Source organism: Marinovum sp. 2_MG-2023, assembly GCF_030548265.1.
Taxonomy (GTDB): domain Bacteria; phylum Pseudomonadota; class Alphaproteobacteria; order Rhodobacterales; family Rhodobacteraceae; genus Marinovum.
On sequence record NZ_JAUOSD010000001.1, the window covers coordinates 545227 to 564130 of the forward strand.

The following is an 18904-nucleotide window of genomic DNA, read 5'->3' on the forward strand; positions in this document are numbered from 1 at the left end:
ATGAAAGATCAAGTGACAATTCAAGGGGCCGTCAATACTGACCTGCGCCACGACAGCGCGATCAAACATGTGACCGGGCGGGCGGAATATTGCGACGATATTCCTGAACCCGTAGGCACATTGCATGCCTATCTTGGTGTGTCGGATGTGGCCCATGCGCGGATCAATGGCATCGACCTTGACCCGGTGCGCACCGCCCCCGGCGTGATCGGCGTGCTGACCGCCGCCGATATTCCCGGTGCAAATGACATCAGCCCCACGGGCCGCAATGACGAACCTGTGTTTCCCACCGACAAGATCGAATTCCACGGTCAGCCGCTGTTTGCCGTCATTGCAGAGAGCCGCGATGCGGCGCGGCGTGCGGCGGAACGGGCGGTGATCGACTGCACCGTGCTGCCCCACGCGCTTGACCCGATCAAGGCGCAGGAGGCCGGTTATCCGCATGTCACCGACCCGCTGAAGCTGGAACGCGGCGATGTCGCGACCGGGTTTGCCGGTGCGCCCAACCGCATCAAAGGGCGGATGACCGTCGGCGGCCAGGATCACATGTATCTCGAAGGCCATATCGCCTTTGCCATTCCGGGTGAGGATGACGATGTGATCGTGCATTGTTCGACCCAACACCCGAGCGAGGCCCAGCATATGGTCGCGCATGTGTTGGGCGTGCCGTCCAATGCGGTCACGGTCAATGTGCGGCGTATGGGCGGTGGGTTTGGTGGCAAGGAAAGCCAGATGAACCTCTTTGCCTGCGTCGCGGCGATGGCGGCCAAGAAATGGAATCGCGCGGTGAAAATTCGTCCCGACCGCGATCAAGACATGACTGCCACCGGCAAGCGGCATGATTTCGTCATCGACTATGACGTGGCGTTCGACGATGCGGGCCGTATTCAGGCGGTTCAGGGTGAGTTCGCCGCGCGCTGTGGCTGGTCCTCGGATCTGTCCGGGCCGGTCACCGACCGGGCGCTGTTTCATGCCGACAACGCCTATTTCTATCCGCATGTCCGGCTGACGTCGCGCCCGATGAAGACCAACACCGTCTCCAACACCGCCTTTCGCGGTTTTGGCGGGCCGCAGGGCGTGGTCGCCGCCGAACGGATGATCGAAGAGATCGCCTACAAGCTGGGCCGCGACCCGCTCGATGTGCGGATCGCCAATTTCTATGGCGGCGCGGGCCGCAACCTGACGCCGTACCATCAGGAGGTTACCGACAATATCCTCGACCGTCTGATCACAGAGCTGACGGATACCTCAGACTACCGCGCCCGCCGGGCCGGGATTGTTGAGGCCAACGCCAAGAGCCGGTTCATCAAACGCGGCATCGCGCTGACGCCGGTGAAATTCGGCATCTCTTTCACCGCCACGCATTACAATCAGGCCGGGTCGCTGATCCATGTCTACTCGGACGGCTCGATCCATCTGAACCATGGCGGCACCGAGATGGGGCAGGGGTTGAACACCAAAGTCGCACAAGTGGTGGCCGATGCATTCCAGGTCGATTTCGACCGGATCAAGATCACCAAGACCACCACCGAAAAGGTGCCGAATACTTCGGCCACCGCCGCCTCTTCGGGATCGGATCTGAACGGTATGGCGGCGCTGGATGCGGCGGATCAGATCAAGGCGCGGTTGGTGGCCTTTGCGGCGGAACACTGGGGCGTGGCCGAGGCCGAGGTGGTGTTCCTGCCGAATGAGGTCAAGATCGGCGAGGAAATCGTCAGCTTCACCGCATTGGTCAAGGCCGCCTATATGGCGCGGGTGCATCTGTCTGCGGCCGGGTTCTACAAGACCCCCGATATTCATTGGGACCGTGCCAAGGGGCAGGGGCGGCCGTTTTTCTATTACGCCTATGGTGCGGCCTGTTCCGAGGTTTCGGTGGACACGCTGACCGGCGAATACCGGGTCGAGCGGACGGATATCCTGCATGACGTGGGGCGGTCGCTGAACCCGGTTCTGGACAAGGGCCAGGTCGAAGGCGCGTTTATCCAGGGCATGGGGTGGCTGACAACCGAGGAGCTTTGGTGGGACGATGCCGGGCGGCTGCGCACCCATGCGCCATCGACCTATAAAATCCCGCTGGCCAGCGACCGACCCCGGATTTTCAATGTCGATTTGGCCGAATGGTCGGTCAACCGCGAACGCACGATCAAACGGTCCAAGGCGGTGGGCGAGCCGCCGTTCATGCTGGGGATTTCCGTGTTCGAGGCGCTGTCGATGGCGGTGGCAAGCGTTGCAGAATACCGCGAATGCCCGCGTCTGGACGCGCCTGCCACGCCGGAACGGGTGTTGATGGCGATAGAGCGTCTGCGGGGGCGGGGCTGATGCGGACGGCGGAAAAGCTTGCGCATTTTCTGGCGAATGAGCCTGCGGTGCGCCTTCGGCTGACCCGGGTGCGCGGATCATCGCCACGCGATACGGGGACAGAGATGTTTGTCACCGCGCAGGGGCTGTTTGGCACTGTGGGCGGCGGCCAGTTGGAACATATCGCAATCAATGCGGCGCGTGATTTGTTGCGGGCCGGGGATCTGGCGCAGGTGCTGGATGTGCCTTTGGGACCGGAAATTGGCCAATGCTGCGGCGGGCGGGTCGAGGTCGCGCTGCACCGCATGTCCGCCGCCGACAAACAGGAAGCGATTGCCGGGGCCAGAGCACAGGAGGCAGCAGAGCCTGCGGTCTATATTCTGGGGGCGGGGCATGTCGGTCGCGCGTTGGCCAATCTGTTTCAACACCTGCCGGTGAAACCCATCCTGATCGACCAACGGCGCGAGGAGCTGGCGCAAAGCCAGGCCGAAGTCGAACATCGCCAAAGTGCCATCCCGGAGGTCGACATCATGACGGCCGCGCCGGGCAGTGCGTTCATTGTGCTGACCCATGATCACGGGCTGGATTTTCTTTTGGCCTCTGCCGCGTTGGAGCGCGGCGATGCGGCCTATGTGGGGCTGATCGGCAGCGCCACAAAACGGGTCAAGTTTCGCAATTGGTGCCGTGATCAATGCGACGGTTTGGAAATCGACAGCCTGGTTTGCCCGATCGGGGCGGGGGGCAGCGGTGACAAGCGACCGGCGGTGATTGCCGCCTTTGTGGTGGCGGATGTGCTTGCGGCGTTGACGGCGCAACAGTCCGGCGCAGACGGGTCTTTGGGACGGCCCATGTCACAGGTCGCGGCAGAGTAACACAACATCTGACGCATCGGGAGGAGTGGTGCGGCAGATGCCAACAAGGAGGAGATCCCGATGCGGGATGCGAGTTACACCTACAGGCTGTTTGACCGCAGCGATTTCAGCGCATTTTGGGCGCTTTTTACTGACAACCTGATCAACCTGATGGTGCTGGCGGGGATCTGTCAGTTTGTCTTTCAGATGCCGGCCGAGATCGTTTTTGGGCGTATCGTGCCGGGGGCGGGCGTGGCCATTCTGGCCGGTATCGCGGTCTATGTGCTGCTGGCCAAACGCGCGGCGGAAAAGGCCGGTCGTGATGTCACGGCGCTGCCTTATGGCATTTCAACGCCGGTGATGTTTGTCTATCTTTTCGGGGTGATCGGGCCGATTTACTGGGCCACCAATGATCCGGTGCTGGCCTGGCAGGTCGGCATTGGCGCGGGGTTCATGGGCGGTATTGTTGCCGGGATGGGCGCGCTTGTCGGTCCCTGGCTGAAACGGGTGACACCGCGCGCGGGCATGTTGGGCACGCTCTGCGGGATTGCGCTGGTGTTCATCGGCACCGTGCCATTGGCCACCGTTTTCGAAAATCCCTTTGTCGGATTTGCCTCTTTGATCATCATCCTTTGGGGGTTGGTCGGGCAGTTTCGTTTGCCGTGGAATATGCCGGCCGGTCTTCTGGCGCTGATCATCGGCACCGTAGTGGCGATTGCGCTGGGGCAGTCGAGCTTTAGTTTCGAAGGCGTCGGGTTTTATCCACCGCTGCCCTATTTTGGCGACCTGATCATCGGTATCCAGCACCTCTTTAACAACCCGGAACTGTTCCTCGTGCTGGTGCCGGTGCAGATCTATAATTTCATCGAAACCATGAACAACGTCGAAAGCGCCGAGGCGGCGGGCGATCATTACCCCGTTGCCACCTGTCAGATCACCGATGGCGTTGGCACGATGATCGGCGCGGTCTTTGGCTCGCCCTTTCCGACCACGGCCTATATCGGCCACCCGGCGTACAAACGCATGGGCGCACATGCCGGGTATATCATTGGTGTGGGCGCGGTGATCCCGCTGGCGGCGTTCTTTGGCCTGCTGGCGTTCCTGAACAACCTGATCCCGGTGGCCGCCGCCGCGCCGGTGCTGGTGTTTGTGGCGCTGAGCCTGATCACCAACACCGCGCATTCGGTCAAGACCGAACATATGGCCGCCGTCACCTTTGCGATGATGCCGCATGTCTCGGCCTTTTTGATGGTGAAATGGAATTCGCTGATGGGCGCGCTGGGCGCATCGGGGGTCGAGGGGTTGCCGCAATTGGGTGACCCGGCACTGACCGCTGCCTTGCTGCAACAGGGCGCGCATTATCAGGGGCATCTGGCGCTGTCACAGGGCGCGATCCTGACCGGGCTGATCTGGGGCGCGATTGTGGCCAGCGTCATTGACGGGCGGTTCCGCAATGCCGGCGGCTTTGCACTGGCCGCGGCCATCATGTCGCTCTTTGGGGTGATCCACGGTGCCAGCCTGCATTGGCCGGACTTCAACGGCGTGTCCATGGGCTATGCGATCGTTGCGGCGTTTCTGTTCATCTACCCGATCTTTCACCGCGACGACGTCGGGGCCGAAGACACGCGGGGCAAAAACAAGCGGGCCGAAGACGCATTACCCCTGGGCGACAGCCAAGGCACCCCCGCCGAATAACCGGTCTTTCCCCAAGACCGCCAAGGCGCGGGGCATGTGGTTTCTCCCCTCATGTCCCGCGCAACCATGTTTCAATCGGACGATCACGATGCTTCAAACCATGACCAAGACCCTTTTGCGTGGCCGGGTTCTGACCTTTCACGCCGTCCCAACGGATGAGAGCGACACCGCCGCCTATAGCTATTTCGCCGATGGCGCGATCCTGATGGCGGGCGGCGTCATCGAGGCCATGGGCGATTTTGCCGATGTCGCGGCCACAGCCCCCGGCGTCGCGGTGACAGACCACCGGCCCAACCTGTTGCTGCCCGGCTTCATCGACACCCATATCCATTTTCCGCAGGTGCAGGTCATTGCCTCCTGGGGGGCGCAGCTTCTGGATTGGCTGAACAATTACACCTTTCCGGCAGAGGTCAAATTTGCGGATTCCGCCCATAGCGCGGCGATGGCAACCCGGTTCTATGACCAGTTGATTGCCCATGGCACCACCAGCGCCGTCGCGTTTTGCTCGGTGCATCCGACATCGGCAGAGGCCTATTTCGCCGAGGCCGCGCGCCGCGACATGCGGATGATCGGTGGCAAGGTGATGATGGATCGCAATGCGCCAGAGGGGCTGACCGACACCCCGCAACAGGGCTATGACGAGAGCCGCGCGCTGATCGACAGATGGCACGGGCGGGGCCGGGCCCATTATGCGATCACCCCGCGGTTTGCGATTACCTCGACCCCGGAGCAATTGGAAATGGCTGGCGCGCTGGTGGCTGAACACCCCGACTGCTACCTTCAAACCCATCTGAGCGAGAACCACGACGAGATTGCATTTACCAAATCGCTCTACCCCGACGCGCCGGACTATCTGGGGGTGTATGAAAAATACGGGCTGTTGCATGAACGTGCCTTGTTGGGGCATTCCATCCATCTGGAACCGCGCGAAATTGATGTGTTGGCCGAAACCGGGGCGAAACCGGTGTTTTGTCCCACGTCCAACCTGTTTCTTGGCAGTGGTCTTTATGACGATGCAGGGTTGCGCGGGCGCGGCATTGCCGGGGCGATTGCCACCGATGTTGGTGCGGGCACCAGCTATTCCATGCTGCAAACCCTGAACGAAGGTTACAAGGTGCTGCAATTGCAGGGCCAGAAACTGCACCCTTTGGCGGCGTTCCATTGGATCACCCGTGGCAATGCGGTGGCGCTGGGGCAGGCGGATCGCATCGGAACGCTGGACGTCGGGACCGAGGCCGATGTCGTGGTGTTGAACAGCCGCGCCACCGATGCAATGGCCCTGCGGGCCGAGGCAGCAGAGAGCCTTTCCGAGGAATTGTTCATCCTGCAAATCATGGGCGATGACCGCGCGATTGATCAAGTCTATGTCGCCGGAAAGGCCCAGAAGACCGCCGCCATGGCAATGGCCGGTTAGCCCGGCGCTTGTCCTTGCCCGGTTCGCGCGGCACTTGCCGTTGCCCGGTTCGCGCGGCACTTGCCGTTGCCCGGTTCGCGCGGCACTTGTCGTTGCCCGGTTCGTGGGGCACTTGCCGTTGCCCGGCGCACGGGCCATCATCGCGGCATGTTCCCAGCCAAGGTGACGCCATGACAGCTCATGACCCGGATCAACTGCGTGATCAGATCACCGCCCTGTTGGGGCCGGGGTATCCGGGGCCGGGGTTCACATCGGTCACGGTGCGGGGGCGGCTGGGGTTTCGGGACTGGTTGCTGGAAGATCTGTTGTTCACCAATTCAGAAGGCGAGGGCATCCCGGCCCGTTTCCTGCGTCCCGCCGATGGTCATCCGCCGGTTCCGGCGCTGATCTATGCCCATGCGCACGGCAACCGCTATGAGATGGGCCGGGACGAGCTGACCGAGGGGCGCCCGGCGCTGGTCGGGCCATATGCGCCGGATCTGCAACAATTGGGGATTGCGGCGCTCTGTCTTGAAATGCCCTGTTTCGGCGCGCGGCAGCATCCGGCCGAGGGCGCACGCGCCAAGGCGCACTTCTGGCGGGGGCAGACCCTGTTCGGGCAAATGCTGGCGGAACAGCGCGCCGGCGTGGATTACCTCGCAGCGCACCCCGTGATTGCGCAGGATCGGATTGGCGCTTTGGGTTTTTCGATGGGTAGCACGCTTGCCTGGTGGCTGGCGGCGCTGGACCCGCGTATTCGCGCCGCATCGGCCCTGTGTTCCTTTGCCGATCTTGGCACGCTGGTGGACAGCGGGGCGCATGACGGGCATGGCATCTATATGAATGTTCCGGGGCTGTTGTCCGTGGCGCGCAGCGGCCAGATCGCCGGGTTGGCCGCGCCGCGTGCGCTGCAATTTGCGGTGGGGCTTCAGGATTGGTCGACCCCGCCAGAGGCCTTTGCGCAGGCCCGCCGGGATGTCGAAAACGCCTTTGACAAACTGGGTGCACCGGGGCGTCTGTCGTTCCATGTGGCACAGGATTTCGGCCATCAGGAAACCCCGGCCATGCGCGCCGCCGTGCTGGATTTTCTGCGGGTGGCCTTGCGCGACTAGGGCGGCACAAACGTCACAAAGCTTTCAAACACCTGTGTTTTATTGGCCCGGACCTTTGAAAGAGATGGCCGGACCGCACCCCGTGCCAAAGTTTGGTATACCAAGTGATTGACAGTCGACCTGCTCACATGCCACCAAATGAACCCTAGCCGATGCGGTGATTGTTTCTGGGGGGAATGCGATGCAAAAGACAGCGGTGATAATTGGTGCCGGGATGGTGGCCAGAACCCATGTCGCTGCCATTGCGGACAGTGACGCGGTGCGGCTGAAGGCGATCTGCGGCCGGGCACCGGAACGGGCCCAGTCATTGGCCAGCGAAGCCGAGCGTTTGATGGGCACACCGGTTGCCGCGACCACGGATGTGATGTCGCTGGCACAGGATCCAGAGGTCGATTTCGCCATCATCCTGACGCCGCCCAATGTGCGGGCCGAGGTCATTCGCCCGCTGGCCGAGGCGGGCAAACATATCCTTCTGGAAAAGCCGATGGGCCGAAACGCCGACGAATCGCGAGAGGTGGTCGACATCTGCCGCGCCGCGGGTGTGACCCTGGGCGTGGTGTTTCAGCACCGGATGCGCGCGGCCTCCATCGCGGCAACAGAGATGATTTCCGCCGGCACTTTTGGCGCGCTGGGTCTGGTCGAGATTGCGGTGCCGTGGTGGCGCGATCAAAGCTATTATGACGAACCGGGCCGGGGCACCTATGCCCGCGATGGCGGCGGCGTGTTGATTTCACAGGCGATCCACACCATTGACCTTGCGCTGTCGCTGGCCGGGCCGGTCACATCAGTGCGCGCCATGGCCGCGACAAGCCGGTTCCATCAAATGGAGTCAGAGGATTTTGTGACCGCCGGTCTGCAATTTACCAATGGCGCGGTCGGGTCGATGGTGGCCAGCACCGCAAGCTTTCCGGGCGGGGCAGAGTCCATCACCCTGCATTTTGATGCCGCCAGCCTGCATCTCGCCTCAGGGCAATTGCAGATCCGGTGGCGGGATGGCCGCGAAGAACTGGTCGGCGCGGCCGGCAGCACCGGCGGTGGTGCGGACCCGATGGCCTTTACCCACGAATGGCACCAATCCATCATCGAAGATTTCGCCACCGCCCTGACCGAGGGCCGTGCGCCCGTGGTGACCGGTGAGGCGGCGCTTGCCGCACATGACCTGATTGACGCAACCCTGCGTTCGGCCCGCAATGGCCAGATTGAGGAGATTTCCCAATGACTTCCCCGCTTCGTTTTGCCGCCATTGGCATCGACCACCGCCACATCTATGGCATGTCGGCCAATATGGTCGCGGCTGGTGCCGAATTTGTCGGCTGGACCACAGAAGGCCACCCCGAGACCGAAGACGGGTTCGTCAAACGCTTTCCCGATGTGCCCCGCGCCGCCCGTGGCGAGGATCTTTTGGCCGATGACAGTATTGATCTGATCCTGTTGGCCGGCGTGCCCTGTGACCGTGCCGGTTGGGCGGTCAAGGCGATGCAGGCGGGCAAGGATGTGCTGAGCGACAAACCGGGCTGCACCACGCGGGACCAACTGACCGAGCTGCGCGCCACGGTGGCCGAAACCGGCCGGATCTGGTCGGTGAATTTCTCGGAACGGTTCGAAGTGCCGGCCGTGACCCGTGCTGCCGAACTGGTGGCCGAAGGCGCGATTGGCCGGGTGATTCAGACGCTGGGCATGGGGCCGCATCGGCTCAACCGGCCCACGCGGCCGGATTGGTTCTTTGATCGCAACGCCTATGGCGGAATCCTGACCGACATCGCCAGCCACCAGATCGACCAATTCCTGTTTTTCACCGGTTCCGACAGCGCCGAGGTCACAATGGCCAGCGCCGCCAATTACAACAATCCCGATGATCCCGGCATGCAGGATTTTGGCGAAATTGCGCTGCGCAGCGACAAGGGGCACGGCTATATCCGCGTGGATTGGTACACGCCGGATGCCTTGCCGAATTGGGGCGACGGGCGGCTTACGATCCTTGGCACCGAAGGCTATATCGAGCTGCGCAAATATGTCGATGTCGGCCATGAGGGCACCGATCATTTGATCCTGGTCAATGGCACGCGCTGCGAACGAATGGATGCATCGGACGCGGGATTGCCGTTCTTTGGCCGGTTGATCGACGACATTCGCAATCGCACGGAAACCGCCAACCGGCAGGACCATGTGTTTACCGTCTGTGATCTTGCCCTTCAGGCCCAGGCGATGGCCGAAGGCGCGCAAGCTTGATCCGGGTTGCCATTATCGGCGCCGGGATCGGGGCCGAGCATCTGGAAGGCTATCGCGCCCTGCCGCAGGACTTTCAGGTTGTGACCCTGTGTGACATGGATCTGGACCGGGCGCGGGGCGTGGCCGGTGACGATGCCACGATCCGGGTCGAAGGTGACCTGAACAATGTTCTGGCCGATCCGTCGGTCGATCTGGTGGATGTCTGCCTGCCGCCGCATCTGCATTTTCCCGTGTCGGTCAAGGTGCTGCAATCGGGCAAACATGTGATCTGTGAAAAGCCGATTGTGCGGTCGCTGGCCGAAGCGGATGCGCTGGGCGCGGCTGCCGAAGCGGCCGGAAAACAGGTGTTTCCGGTGTTCCAATATCGGTTCGGCAAGGCCATGCGCCAGCTGCGCGCGTTGATGGATGCCGGGCTGACGGGCAAGCCGTTTGTCGCCAGCCTGGAAACCCACTGGAATCGCGGCGCAGATTATTATGGCGTGCCCTGGCGGGGCACATGGAAGGGAGAGGCCGGCGGATCGCTTCTTAGCCACGCGATCCATGCGCATGATCTGTTGTGCCATGTGTTTGGCCCAGTGGCAGAGGTCTTTGCCGCCACCGACACCCGGGTGAACCCGATTGAGACCGAGGATTGCGCCGCGCTGAGTTTTCGAATGCAAAACGGCGCGCTGGCCACCAGTTCGGTCACTTTGGGGGCGGGCGATGACACCACGCGCCTGCGCTTCTGCTTTGCGGGGCTGACCGCCGAAAGCGGCACATCGGCCTATAAACCGGCCCAGGACATCTGGACGTTCACGGCGCGCGCGCCGGTGACCCAGGATCAGGTCGACACAGTGCTGTCTGACGTAAGGGAAGGCCCATCAGGCTTCGCAGGATTCCTTGCGGCAATTGCAAATGCGTTGCAGGGTGACGGGGCCGGGGCGGTGACCCTGGCCGAGGGTCGCAGCTCAATTGAACTGGTGAGCGCGATATATGCATCCGCGCGCAATCAGGAGGTTATTCGTCTGCCGTTGGACAAAAGTTTTGATGGCTATACGGGGTGGATGCCGCAGGGTGACACTTGATTTTTCGACAGTGATTTCGACAAGCTCGGGGACCAATGGGAGGAACCTAAAATGAAGAAAACAACAATCCTGAAAACAACCGCCGCAGCGGCGGTACTGGGGCTGGCAGCGGGTGCCGTTTCGGCCCAGGAAATTCGTTTCATGTGCTATTCCGACGGCAATGAATGCGAGGTCTACGAAGACCTGCTGAGCCGTTTTGAAGCCGAAAACGAAGGCGTTGACGTCGTGGTTGACGTCGTGCCTTATCAGGCGATTCTGGAAAACCTGCCGGTGCAGCTGGCCGCTGGAACCGGCCCGGATCTGGCAAAGGTCACGGACCTTGGCGGGTTGAACAAATTCTATCTCGATCTCGCGCCGTATATCGACACCGGCTATTGGGACAGCTCGTTTGGCGGCACACTTGACTGGTATCGCGTCGGCGAGCGTCAGGGATATTATGGCCTGCACACCCAGCTGACCATTACCGGGCCATTCGTGAACGCCACCCTGTTCGAACAGGCCGGGGTCGACATGCCGGGCGAAGGCGCGACATGGGATGATTGGGCCACCGCATCGCGTGCGGTTGTCGAAGCGACCGATGCCGATTTCCCGATGGCGATGGACCGTTCGGGCCACCGCGTGGCGGGTCCGGCGATTTCCTATGGTGCCAAATACTTTGACGCCGAAGGCAACGGATCTTTTGACGGCTTTGATGCCTTTGCCGAGGCCTTTGTCGGCTGGAACGAAGATGGCACCATGGCGCGCGATGTCTGGGCCAGCCAGGGTGGTGCGACCTATGCCGATGCGGCGCAGGAATTCATCAACGGCGAAGTGGTGTTCTACTACTCCGGTTCCTGGCAGGTCGGTCGCATGGACGAACAGGTTGGCGATTTCTTTGACTGGCAGGTCGTCGGTTCGCCCTGTGGTCCGGCAGGCGCCTGTTCCGGCATGCCGGGTGGCGCGGGTGTTGTCGGGTTTGAACAGACCGAACATCCCGAAATCGTGGCCAAGGTGATCGACTTCCTTGCGCAGGAAGAAATGTATGCCGAAGCTGCGGCACGCACCCGCAATCTGCCCGCCCATTTGGGTGTCGCATCCGCCGGGGTCGAATTCGAAAATGCATCGCCCGCCGCACAGGCTGCGCTGAACGGCTTTGCCGGGGCGCTGCCGGATGTGTCGCCAATTGCCTTTGCCTATCAGGGCTATGCGGGCAACCGCGCGATGTTCGGCATCACGGTTGAACGTTTGAGCCAGGCAATTGTCGGCGAGCTGACAGTGGCCGAGGCGATGGCACGCGCGGCCTCTGATCTGGAATCGGCGATGGCCGAAACCAAGTAAGCGGCACTCTTCCTTGACAGGGCCCTGCGCGCAACATGTGCGCGGGGCCAACCAATTCGGAGGGGCCGATGCTGCACATCCTGACACCGATCATGCGCGTGATCGAAATCCCGATGCTGGCGTTACAGCGCATGTTGGGGATCAACAAACTGGCTTGGGTGTTCCTGTTTCCCAACCTTTTGTTGTTCGGCCTGTTTGCGTTCCTGCCAGTGATCCTGAACATGTTTTACGCATCAACCGGCGGCGACAACGTGCTGTTGTCGGACCGGCCATATGTGGGCGCGCGGAATTTCGCAAACCTGATGGATTGCTCGAATTTTCTCGACCCCAATTCCTGTCGCGAGGACAAGTTCTGGCGCGCGGTTTGGAACACCTGTTGGTTTGTGGTGCTTCAGGTCGGGGTGATGGTCGGCTTTTCGCTGCTGACCGCTGTGATCCTGAACCGGGATATCCGGGCGCGGGGGTTCTTTCGGTCTGTGTTCTTCTTTCCGGTGCTGTTGTCGCCGGTTGTCGTCGCCTTGATCTGGAAATGGATCTTGCAGCGCGAGGGTGTTTTGAACGCCTTTCTTGACTGGACCGGGGCGGGGGGCATCAACTGGCTGGTGGATGCGCAATGGGCCTTTGGCTGGTCGGTGTTCATTTCGGTCTGGGCGCATATGGGGTTTTATACTCTGATCCTGCTGGCCGGGTTGCAGGCCATTCCGCGCGACGTTTACGACGCCGCGATCATGGACCGGGCGTCACCATGGCGCACCTTCCGGCGCATCACCCTGCCGCTGTTGTCGCCGACAATGCTGGTGGTTCTGGTGCTGGCGCTGATCAAGGGCGTCCAGACATTCGACGAGATTTATGCCTTTACCGGCGGTGGTCCGGGCACGGCGACGACATTCATCATTCAGTACATCTACGAAGAAGGCTTTGCCGGCGCACCGCGTCTGTTTGGTCTGGCGTCTGCTGCCTCGCTTCTGGTGGCGCTGGTGCTGATCGTGCTGACGCTGGTGCAGCTTTGGGCCAACAGGAGAAATGTGGATGGCTAACATAATCTCGTTCCTCACCGCCACACGCGGCAAGGGGCGGCTGCATTGGACCGATTGGGTGTCCTATGGCTATCTCTTCCTTGGCATCCTGTTGATGTTTGGCCCGGTGCTCTGGCTGGTCATGTCCAGCTTCAAGACCGCCAATGAGCTGGACCGCTTTCCGCCCCGGTTCCTGCCCTATGCGCAGGAAACCGTGATGGTCGATGGTTTTGACAAGCCGCTGATCCTGTTCATGGTGTCCGAGGAGTCCGAGTCGGATGTGGCCGGTGAAACCGTTGCCCAGACCCGGCGCGCCGCCGGCCGGTCCGAGGTGATCCGCCCAAGCGATCCCGGCACCCGCATTCGGCTGCCGGCGCAGGATCTGGTGGCGATTGAATCCGTGAAATTCGCCACCGAAAATTATACCCAGCTGTTCGAACGTTTCAATTTCCTGCGCTTTTTCTGGAACTCGACCTTCATCACCGTCACGGCGACATTGTTGATGCTGCTGGTCAATTCCATGGCCGCCTTTGCCCTGTCGAAGTATCGGTTCCGGGGGCGGACGTCGGTGTTGTTGATCGTGATTGGCACGCTGATGATCCCGCAGACCGTTGTGCTGGTGCCGTTGTTCCTGATCGTGACGGAACTGGGCATGTTCAACTCGCTCTGGGGGGTGATCATTCCCGGCGCAGCGACGCCGACGGGGGTGTTTCTGCTCAGGCAATACATGATCACCATCCCGGACGAGATTCTGGATGCCGCGCGCATGGACAAGGCATCGGAATGGAAGATCTTCTGGCGCATTATCGTGCCGCTCAGCGCGCCGGCGATTGCGGTGCTGGCGATCCTTGCGATCATGTGGCGCTGGAACGATTTCCTTTGGCCGTTGATCGTTTTGACACGCACCGAAAACTTCACCCTCCAGCTTGCGCTGAACTCGTTCCAGGGTGAATTGCAGACCGACTGGGCGTCGCTTCTGGCGATGACGGTTTTGACATTGCTGCCGATCGCGGCGGTCTTCATGTTCTTGCAGAAATACATTGCGACCGGCATCGCGTCGACAGGAGGCAAATAATGGACGGCACGACAGTACAACAAGCCGGCATTCAATTGCGCAACGTGCGCAAATCCTATGGTCCGGTCGAGGTGATCAAAGGCATCGACCTGGATATTCCGCATGGCGATTTCTGTGTTTTTGTCGGCCCGTCGGGCTGTGGCAAATCCACATTGCTGCGGATGATTTCCGGGCTGGAGCCGATTTCCGGCGGTGACATCGTGATTGGCGGCGAGGTGGTGAACGACATCCCCGCCGCCGACCGGGGTCTTGCCATGGTGTTTCAATCCTATGCGCTTTACCCGCATATGACCGTGCGCCAGAACCTCAGCTTCGGGTTGGAAAATATCAACACCGCCAAGGCAGAGATTGCCGAAAAGGTGGGTGCGGTATCCGCGATGTTGCAGATTGATCAGCTTCTGGATCGCCGTCCCAAGGATCTTTCGGGCGGTCAGCGCCAGCGGGTGGCCATTGGCCGCGCCGTGGTGCGCGAACCGCGGGTGTTCCTGTTTGACGAACCGCTGTCCAACCTTGATGCCGAATTGCGCGTCGACATGCGGGGCGAGATTTCGGCGCTGCACAAACGGCTGGGCAACACGATGATTTATGTCACCCATGATCAGGTCGAAGCGATGACCATGGCCGACAAGATCGCGGTGCTGCGCCTGGGCGAGCTGGAGCAATTCGGCGCGCCGCTGGATCTGTTCAACGATCCGCACAATCTGTTTGTCGCCGGTTTCATCGGGTCGCCAAAGATGAATTTCCTGACCGGCCATGTGGATGCCAGCGACCGGACCTTGCTGACGCTCGCCACGGGCGAAACTGTGCGCTTGCCACAGAAGGGGTTCGCGCAACGCGCGGGGCAGGGGGTGACACTTGGCCTGCGGCCCAATGATCTTCAGCCCGCGGATGAGGGCGCGATCCATTTCGAGGTGCGGGCGGTCGAACAGCTTGGATCGGACAGTTATCTTTATGGGGCCTTGGCGGATGGCACCCGGTTGACCGTCCACAACCCCGGTCAGACCCGCGTGCGGCAGGGGGACAAGGTGGCGCTCAACTTTGCGGCCGAGGCGGTGCATCTGTTTGACACCGAAAGCACCCTGACCCTGCGCGAACCGGGTCAGGTGCCTCTATAGGAAACAGGCGGGCCGATCGCGGTCACAACTTGCGCAAATGCCACGCGTTTCCTGTGCGCGTGGCATCAATCGCGCGCCTGCGTGGTTGTCAGGCCCGACCAACAGGCCTAGGTCCGGAACCATCGACCAACCTGCCGGTCTGCGGCAACGCCCACCGGACCCAAGCGAGAAGAATGACGTCATGACCAGCTTTGCCCTTCGTGTTCAATGCCCCTCGCGGCGTGGAATCGTTGCCGCCATTTCCGCCTATCTGGCGGAACAGGGTTGCAACATCATCGACAGCGCCCAATTCGATGATGCGGGCACCGGCAATTTTTTCATGCGCATCAGCTTTCATTCGGAAGAGGGCCGGACGCTTGCGCAACTGCAAGAGGCCTTTGTCGCAGTGGCAGAACCTTTTGGCATGCAGGCGGATTTCTTTGACGAGGCGGTGAAGCAGAAAGTGGTGATCATGGTGTCGCGCTTTGGTCATTGCCTGAACGATTTGCTTTACCGGTCGCGCATCGGGGCCTTGCCGATTGATATCGTCGCCGTGGTGTCCAATCACATGGATTACCAAAAGGTCGTGGTGAACGCCGATATTCCGTTTCACTGCATCAAGGTGACCAAGGAAAACAAACCAGAGGCCGAGGCCCGCATCATGCAGGTGGTCGAAGACACCGGTGCAGAGCTGATCGTGCTGGCGCGTTACATGCAGATCTTGTCGGATCAGATGTGCCAGAAGATGTCAGGCCGGATCATCAATATCCACCATTCGTTCCTGCCGTCGTTCAAGGGGGCCAATCCCTATAAACAGGCGTTTGAACGCGGGGTGAAGCTGATCGGGGCGACGTCGCATTATGTGACGGCGGATCTGGACGAAGGTCCGATCATCGAACAGGACACCACCCGTGTGACCCATGCGCAATCCGCCGAAGATTACGTGTCGTTGGGCCGGGATGTCGAAGCACAGGTTCTGTCGCGCGCCATCCACGCCCATGTGCATGGCCGGGTGTTCCTGAACGGGGACAAGACCGTGGTTTTCCCGGCGTCGCCGGGGTCTTATGCCTCTGAACGGATGGGCTGACCCGATCCTGTTGCTGCTGCGTCGAAGGGGGGCATAAGTCCCCCGGTCGGTCCATGGGCCGCGCCATTCGCCCGCGGGTCGGAGATTTCGCAAGCCCCACGGTCAGCCGATGCCATACAATCGTTTTGCGGCGATCCCGTCTGACAGGTCGCCCCAATCCCCGAAGCGCCTGCACACCTCGGCATAATCGACGCGGCTTTCATGTTGGGTATGGGGCCAGTCACTGCCCCAGACGATGTGATCGCTCGACAGCTGGGACAACAGCTCTGTTGCATGCGGCACAAGGTCAAAGCCCGTGCGGTAATGCGCGGCGAATTTGAAATGCAATGCGCTGCGGTCGGGCAGGTCGGCAACCGCCCGGATCATCGGATCATTGCGGGGGTCCGGGTCGGAGGGCAGGCCGAAGTGGTCAATCACCAGATTCACCCCCTGATCGACAAGCGCCGGTAAGACCGGCGCAAGGCGCGGACCTTCGAGGTGCAATTCCAGATGCAGGCCGCGGGCACGCAGTTTTGTCAGAAATTGTCTGGTCAGCGTCGCGCTCAGATCGGGCAAATCTGCACCGCGCACAAGGTTCCAGCGCACCCCGCGCATGCCGGCGCGCATCAGCCGGTCCAATTCCGCGTCCCCCACCTCCAGCGGCACCACGCCCACGCCAGCGAAACGCGCGCGGTCCAGACCGGCAAGCGCTGCACACATCTCGGAATTGTCGGTGCCAAGGAAGCTGACCTGTACGATCACACCGCCCTTTAGCCCGTTTGCGTGTTGATGACCCAGCCAGTCGGCCAGCGGCGCCGGTCGGGCGGGAATATACCTCGCGCCGTCGATTGCGGTGACGGTTTCATAGACATGCGCGTGACAGTCGAACTGGATCATGAGGCCCTCCCAAGACAATTCATATATATGACTAGTTGACTGTATGGGTCAACATCGTTTAGAAGCTTTCCCGGGAGGACGATGATGAGCACTGGATTCGCGACAACAGACGAACGGTTGCCGGCTTATGTCCGGCTGCGCGATACGTTGACGGCCCGCATTGCTGCGGGCGACTGGACACCGGATCAACCGATCCCATCCGAGGCACGATTGGCACGCGAATTCGACGTTTCCGTCGGAACGGTGCGCAAGGCGGTTGACGGGCTGGTGGGCGAGGGGCTTTTGGAGCGGCGGCAAGGATCGGGCACCTACATGCGGGCACCATCCTTTAATGCCACGCTGTTCCGCTTCTTCCCGATGCGCGGCAGCGAAGGCGCGCCGCTGTCGATCCCACAGAGCCAGATGATCCTGCGCACCCCGGCCGAGGCCCCGACCGAAGCGGCCGCGGCACTTGGCACCGGCGAGGTGATCAAGATTGTCCGCCTGCGCAGCCTGTCCGATCAGCCGGTGCTGTTCGAGGAAATCTATATTCCGCGCACGCGGTTTGTCGGGTTCGAAACCCTGCCGGACACCGCCTTTGGACCGCTGCTTTACCCCACTTATTTTGAACATTTCGGCGTGCTGGTAAAACGCGCAACCGACGAGGTGTCGTTTGGGCGTGCCTCGGACACGGTGGCGCAACAATTGCGCATCGCGGCGGGTGATCCGCTGGCGGTGATCTGCCGCACCGCCTTTGATGTCGAAGACAAGCCCGTCGAATGGCGCATCGCCAGCGGCAGCGCCGAGGGCTTCCGCTATCGCAGCGAAATCAGCTGACACCCACAATTCCAAAGGGAGAGAGACCATGAAAATCAAGACAATCCTGCTTGGCCTGACCGCCGTCACGGCGCTGGCCGCCCCGGCATTGGCCGAATATCCCGAGCGTGCAATCGAGCTGACCATCCCGGCCGGCGCCGGCGGTGGCACCGACACCAGCGCCCGCAAACTGGCGATCCTGCTGGAGGAAAAGCTGGGCACCTCGATCGCGATCCTGAATGTCGGCGGCGGTGGCGGTTCGGTCGGGGCGTCGCAGTTCATGCAGGCCAAACCGGACGGTTATGCGCTCTTCGCCACCTGGAACAGCCCGCTGACCACCGTGCCGCAGGTCCAGAATGTGGCCTATGCGCTCGACAGTTTCACGCCCATCGCCTCGACCTCGGAAACCGCCTATACGCTCTGCGTCAAGACCGATTTCCCGGCCAAGACGGGTGCGGAATTCCTCGCGGAACTTGCGGCCAACCCGGGCAAATACACCTATGGCAATGACGGTATCGGCGGCACCATGCAGCTGGCGGCGGAACGGATCTTTCAGGCCAAGGGCATTGACGCCATCGCCATTCCCTTCGGCGGTGCAGGCGAGACTTTGCAGAACTTCCTCGGCGGCCATGTGGACATCTACGGTGGCTCGATCTCGACCGTTCTGCCCTATGTCGAAAACGGCGAGGCCAAGTGCCCGCTGGTGACCTCTGCCGCTGATGTGCCGGCCCTGTCGGGGGCCTCGGGGCTTGCGGCGCTGGGGCTGGGCGACAAGGAAACCCTGCTGTGGCGGGCCATCCTCGGGCCAAAGGGGCTGGATCAGGCCATCGTCGACAAGCTGGCCGAGGTGATCGACGCGGCGGTCAATGATCCCGGCTACGTCGAATTCCTGGCTACCAAGGGTGAAGTGCCCAACGTGGTGAAGGGCGAAGATCTCGGCGCGCGGTTGCAGACGGAATATGACGCGCTGGCCGAAGTTTCCAAGAACCTCGGTCTCTGAAC

16 protein-coding genes are annotated in these 18904 nt (G+C 61.5%); 15 read left to right on the top strand and 1 reads right to left on the bottom strand.

Annotated elements, in window-relative coordinates; translation table 11 throughout:
* The 13 genes from xdhB to purU all read left to right on the top strand — a co-directional run bounded on the left by xdhB (position 1) and on the right by purU (position 16231).
* A complete protein-coding gene (gene xdhB, locus Q4577_RS02735) occupies positions 1–2319 on the top strand; it encodes a xanthine dehydrogenase molybdopterin binding subunit (RefSeq protein ID WP_303466643.1) in 2319 nt (772 codons plus the stop codon).
* On the top strand, positions 2319–3170 hold the full coding sequence (gene xdhC, locus Q4577_RS02740; RefSeq protein ID WP_303466641.1) for a xanthine dehydrogenase accessory protein XdhC: 852 nt from the start codon (positions 2319–2321) through the stop codon (positions 3168–3170). The genes xdhB and xdhC overlap by 1 nt, the downstream gene beginning before the upstream one ends.
* Positions 3171–3230: 60 nt before the next feature.
* Positions 3231–4844: a xanthine/uracil/vitamin C permease gene (locus tag Q4577_RS02745; protein WP_303466640.1), complete on the top strand. Its 1614-nt coding sequence runs from the start codon at positions 3231–3233 to the stop codon at positions 4842–4844.
* Between the two features lie 100 nt (positions 4845–4944).
* On the top strand, positions 4945–6258 hold the full coding sequence (gene guaD, locus Q4577_RS02750; protein ID WP_303466639.1) for a guanine deaminase: 1314 nt from the start codon (positions 4945–4947) through the stop codon (positions 6256–6258).
* Between the two features lie 170 nt (positions 6259–6428).
* A complete protein-coding gene (locus tag Q4577_RS02755; protein WP_303466637.1) occupies positions 6429–7349 on the top strand; it encodes a S9 family peptidase in 921 nt (306 codons plus the stop codon).
* 181 nt (positions 7350–7530) lie between these two features.
* Positions 7531–8568, top strand: coding sequence for a Gfo/Idh/MocA family protein (locus Q4577_RS02760; protein WP_303466636.1), 1038 nt, complete (start codon positions 7531–7533; stop codon positions 8566–8568).
* Positions 8565–9578, top strand: a complete 1014-nt coding sequence (locus Q4577_RS02765) for a Gfo/Idh/MocA family protein (protein ID WP_303466635.1) — start codon at positions 8565–8567, stop codon at positions 9576–9578. Before Q4577_RS02760 ends, Q4577_RS02765 begins: the two co-directional genes overlap by 4 nt.
* On the top strand, positions 9575–10642 hold the full coding sequence (locus tag Q4577_RS02770) for a Gfo/Idh/MocA family protein (protein ID WP_303466634.1): 1068 nt from the start codon (positions 9575–9577) through the stop codon (positions 10640–10642). The genes Q4577_RS02765 and Q4577_RS02770 overlap by 4 nt, the downstream gene beginning before the upstream one ends.
* 51 nt (positions 10643–10693) lie before the next feature.
* Positions 10694–11959 (top strand): ABC transporter substrate-binding protein, encoded by a 1266-nt coding sequence (locus Q4577_RS02775; RefSeq protein WP_303466633.1) that lies wholly within the window; start codon positions 10694–10696, stop codon positions 11957–11959.
* Positions 11960–12027: 68 nt separating this feature from the next.
* Complete coding sequence (locus Q4577_RS02780; RefSeq protein ID WP_244691312.1) at positions 12028–12996, top strand: carbohydrate ABC transporter permease; 969 nt, start codon at positions 12028–12030, stop codon at positions 12994–12996.
* The gene (locus Q4577_RS02785) at positions 12989–14050 is read left to right on the top strand and encodes a carbohydrate ABC transporter permease (protein WP_303466632.1); all 1062 of its coding nucleotides are present in this window, start codon (positions 12989–12991) and stop codon (positions 14048–14050) included. Before Q4577_RS02780 ends, Q4577_RS02785 begins: the two co-directional genes overlap by 8 nt.
* A complete protein-coding gene (locus Q4577_RS02790; RefSeq protein ID WP_244691310.1) occupies positions 14050–15165 on the top strand; it encodes an ABC transporter ATP-binding protein in 1116 nt (371 codons plus the stop codon). The genes Q4577_RS02785 and Q4577_RS02790 overlap by 1 nt, the downstream gene beginning before the upstream one ends.
* A 181-nt stretch (positions 15166–15346) precedes the next feature.
* The gene (gene purU, locus Q4577_RS02795) at positions 15347–16231 is read left to right on the top strand and encodes a formyltetrahydrofolate deformylase (RefSeq protein WP_244691309.1); all 885 of its coding nucleotides are present in this window, start codon (positions 15347–15349) and stop codon (positions 16229–16231) included.
* Positions 16232–16333: 102 nt separating this feature from the next.
* Here purU and Q4577_RS02800 read toward each other — a convergent pair whose 3' ends face one another.
* The gene (locus Q4577_RS02800) at positions 16334–17107 is read right to left on the bottom strand and encodes an amidohydrolase (RefSeq protein ID WP_303466631.1); all 774 of its coding nucleotides are present in this window, start codon (positions 17105–17107) and stop codon (positions 16334–16336) included.
* A gap of 84 nt (positions 17108–17191) precedes the next feature.
* Between Q4577_RS02800 and Q4577_RS02805 the strand changes: the two genes are divergently transcribed.
* The gene (locus tag Q4577_RS02805; protein ID WP_303466630.1) at positions 17192–17923 is read left to right on the top strand and encodes a GntR family transcriptional regulator; all 732 of its coding nucleotides are present in this window, start codon (positions 17192–17194) and stop codon (positions 17921–17923) included.
* A gap of 28 nt (positions 17924–17951) precedes the next feature.
* Positions 17952–18902: a tripartite tricarboxylate transporter substrate binding protein gene (locus Q4577_RS02810; protein ID WP_303466629.1), complete on the top strand. Its 951-nt coding sequence runs from the start codon at positions 17952–17954 to the stop codon at positions 18900–18902.
* The last annotated feature ends 2 nt before the right edge of the window (positions 18903–18904 follow it).

What these genes read in the sequence shown, in the direction of transcription:
- Q4577_RS02765 (WP_303466635.1), top strand. Translation starts at nt 8,565, where the DNA reads ATGACTTCCCCGCTTCGTTTTGCCGCCATTGGCATCGACCACCGCCAC.
- Q4577_RS02755 (WP_303466637.1), top strand. Translation starts at nt 6,429, where the DNA reads ATGACAGCTCATGACCCGGATCAACTGCGTGATCAGATCACCGCCCTG.
- purU (WP_244691309.1), top strand. Translation starts at nt 15,347, where the DNA reads ATGACCAGCTTTGCCCTTCGTGTTCAATGCCCCTCGCGGCGTGGAATC.
- Q4577_RS02805 (WP_303466630.1), top strand. Translation starts at nt 17,192, where the DNA reads ATGAGCACTGGATTCGCGACAACAGACGAACGGTTGCCGGCTTATGTC.
- Q4577_RS02775 (WP_303466633.1), top strand. Translation starts at nt 10,694, where the DNA reads ATGAAGAAAACAACAATCCTGAAAACAACCGCCGCAGCGGCGGTACTG.
- xdhB (WP_303466643.1), top strand. Translation starts at nt 1, where the DNA reads ATGAAAGATCAAGTGACAATTCAAGGGGCCGTCAATACTGACCTGCGC.
- Q4577_RS02790 (WP_244691310.1), top strand. Translation starts at nt 14,050, where the DNA reads ATGGACGGCACGACAGTACAACAAGCCGGCATTCAATTGCGCAACGTG.
- Q4577_RS02810 (WP_303466629.1), top strand. Translation starts at nt 17,952, where the DNA reads ATGAAAATCAAGACAATCCTGCTTGGCCTGACCGCCGTCACGGCGCTG.
- guaD (WP_303466639.1), top strand. Translation starts at nt 4,945, where the DNA reads ATGACCAAGACCCTTTTGCGTGGCCGGGTTCTGACCTTTCACGCCGTC.
- xdhC (WP_303466641.1), top strand. Translation starts at nt 2,319, where the DNA reads ATGCGGACGGCGGAAAAGCTTGCGCATTTTCTGGCGAATGAGCCTGCG.
- Q4577_RS02780 (WP_244691312.1), top strand. Translation starts at nt 12,028, where the DNA reads ATGCTGCACATCCTGACACCGATCATGCGCGTGATCGAAATCCCGATG.
- Q4577_RS02760 (WP_303466636.1), top strand. Translation starts at nt 7,531, where the DNA reads ATGCAAAAGACAGCGGTGATAATTGGTGCCGGGATGGTGGCCAGAACC.
- Q4577_RS02800 (WP_303466631.1), bottom strand. Translation starts at nt 17,107, where the DNA reads ATGATCCAGTTCGACTGTCACGCGCATGTCTATGAAACCGTCACCGCA.
- Q4577_RS02785 (WP_303466632.1), top strand. Translation starts at nt 12,989, where the DNA reads ATGGCTAACATAATCTCGTTCCTCACCGCCACACGCGGCAAGGGGCGG.
- Q4577_RS02745 (WP_303466640.1), top strand. Translation starts at nt 3,231, where the DNA reads ATGCGGGATGCGAGTTACACCTACAGGCTGTTTGACCGCAGCGATTTC.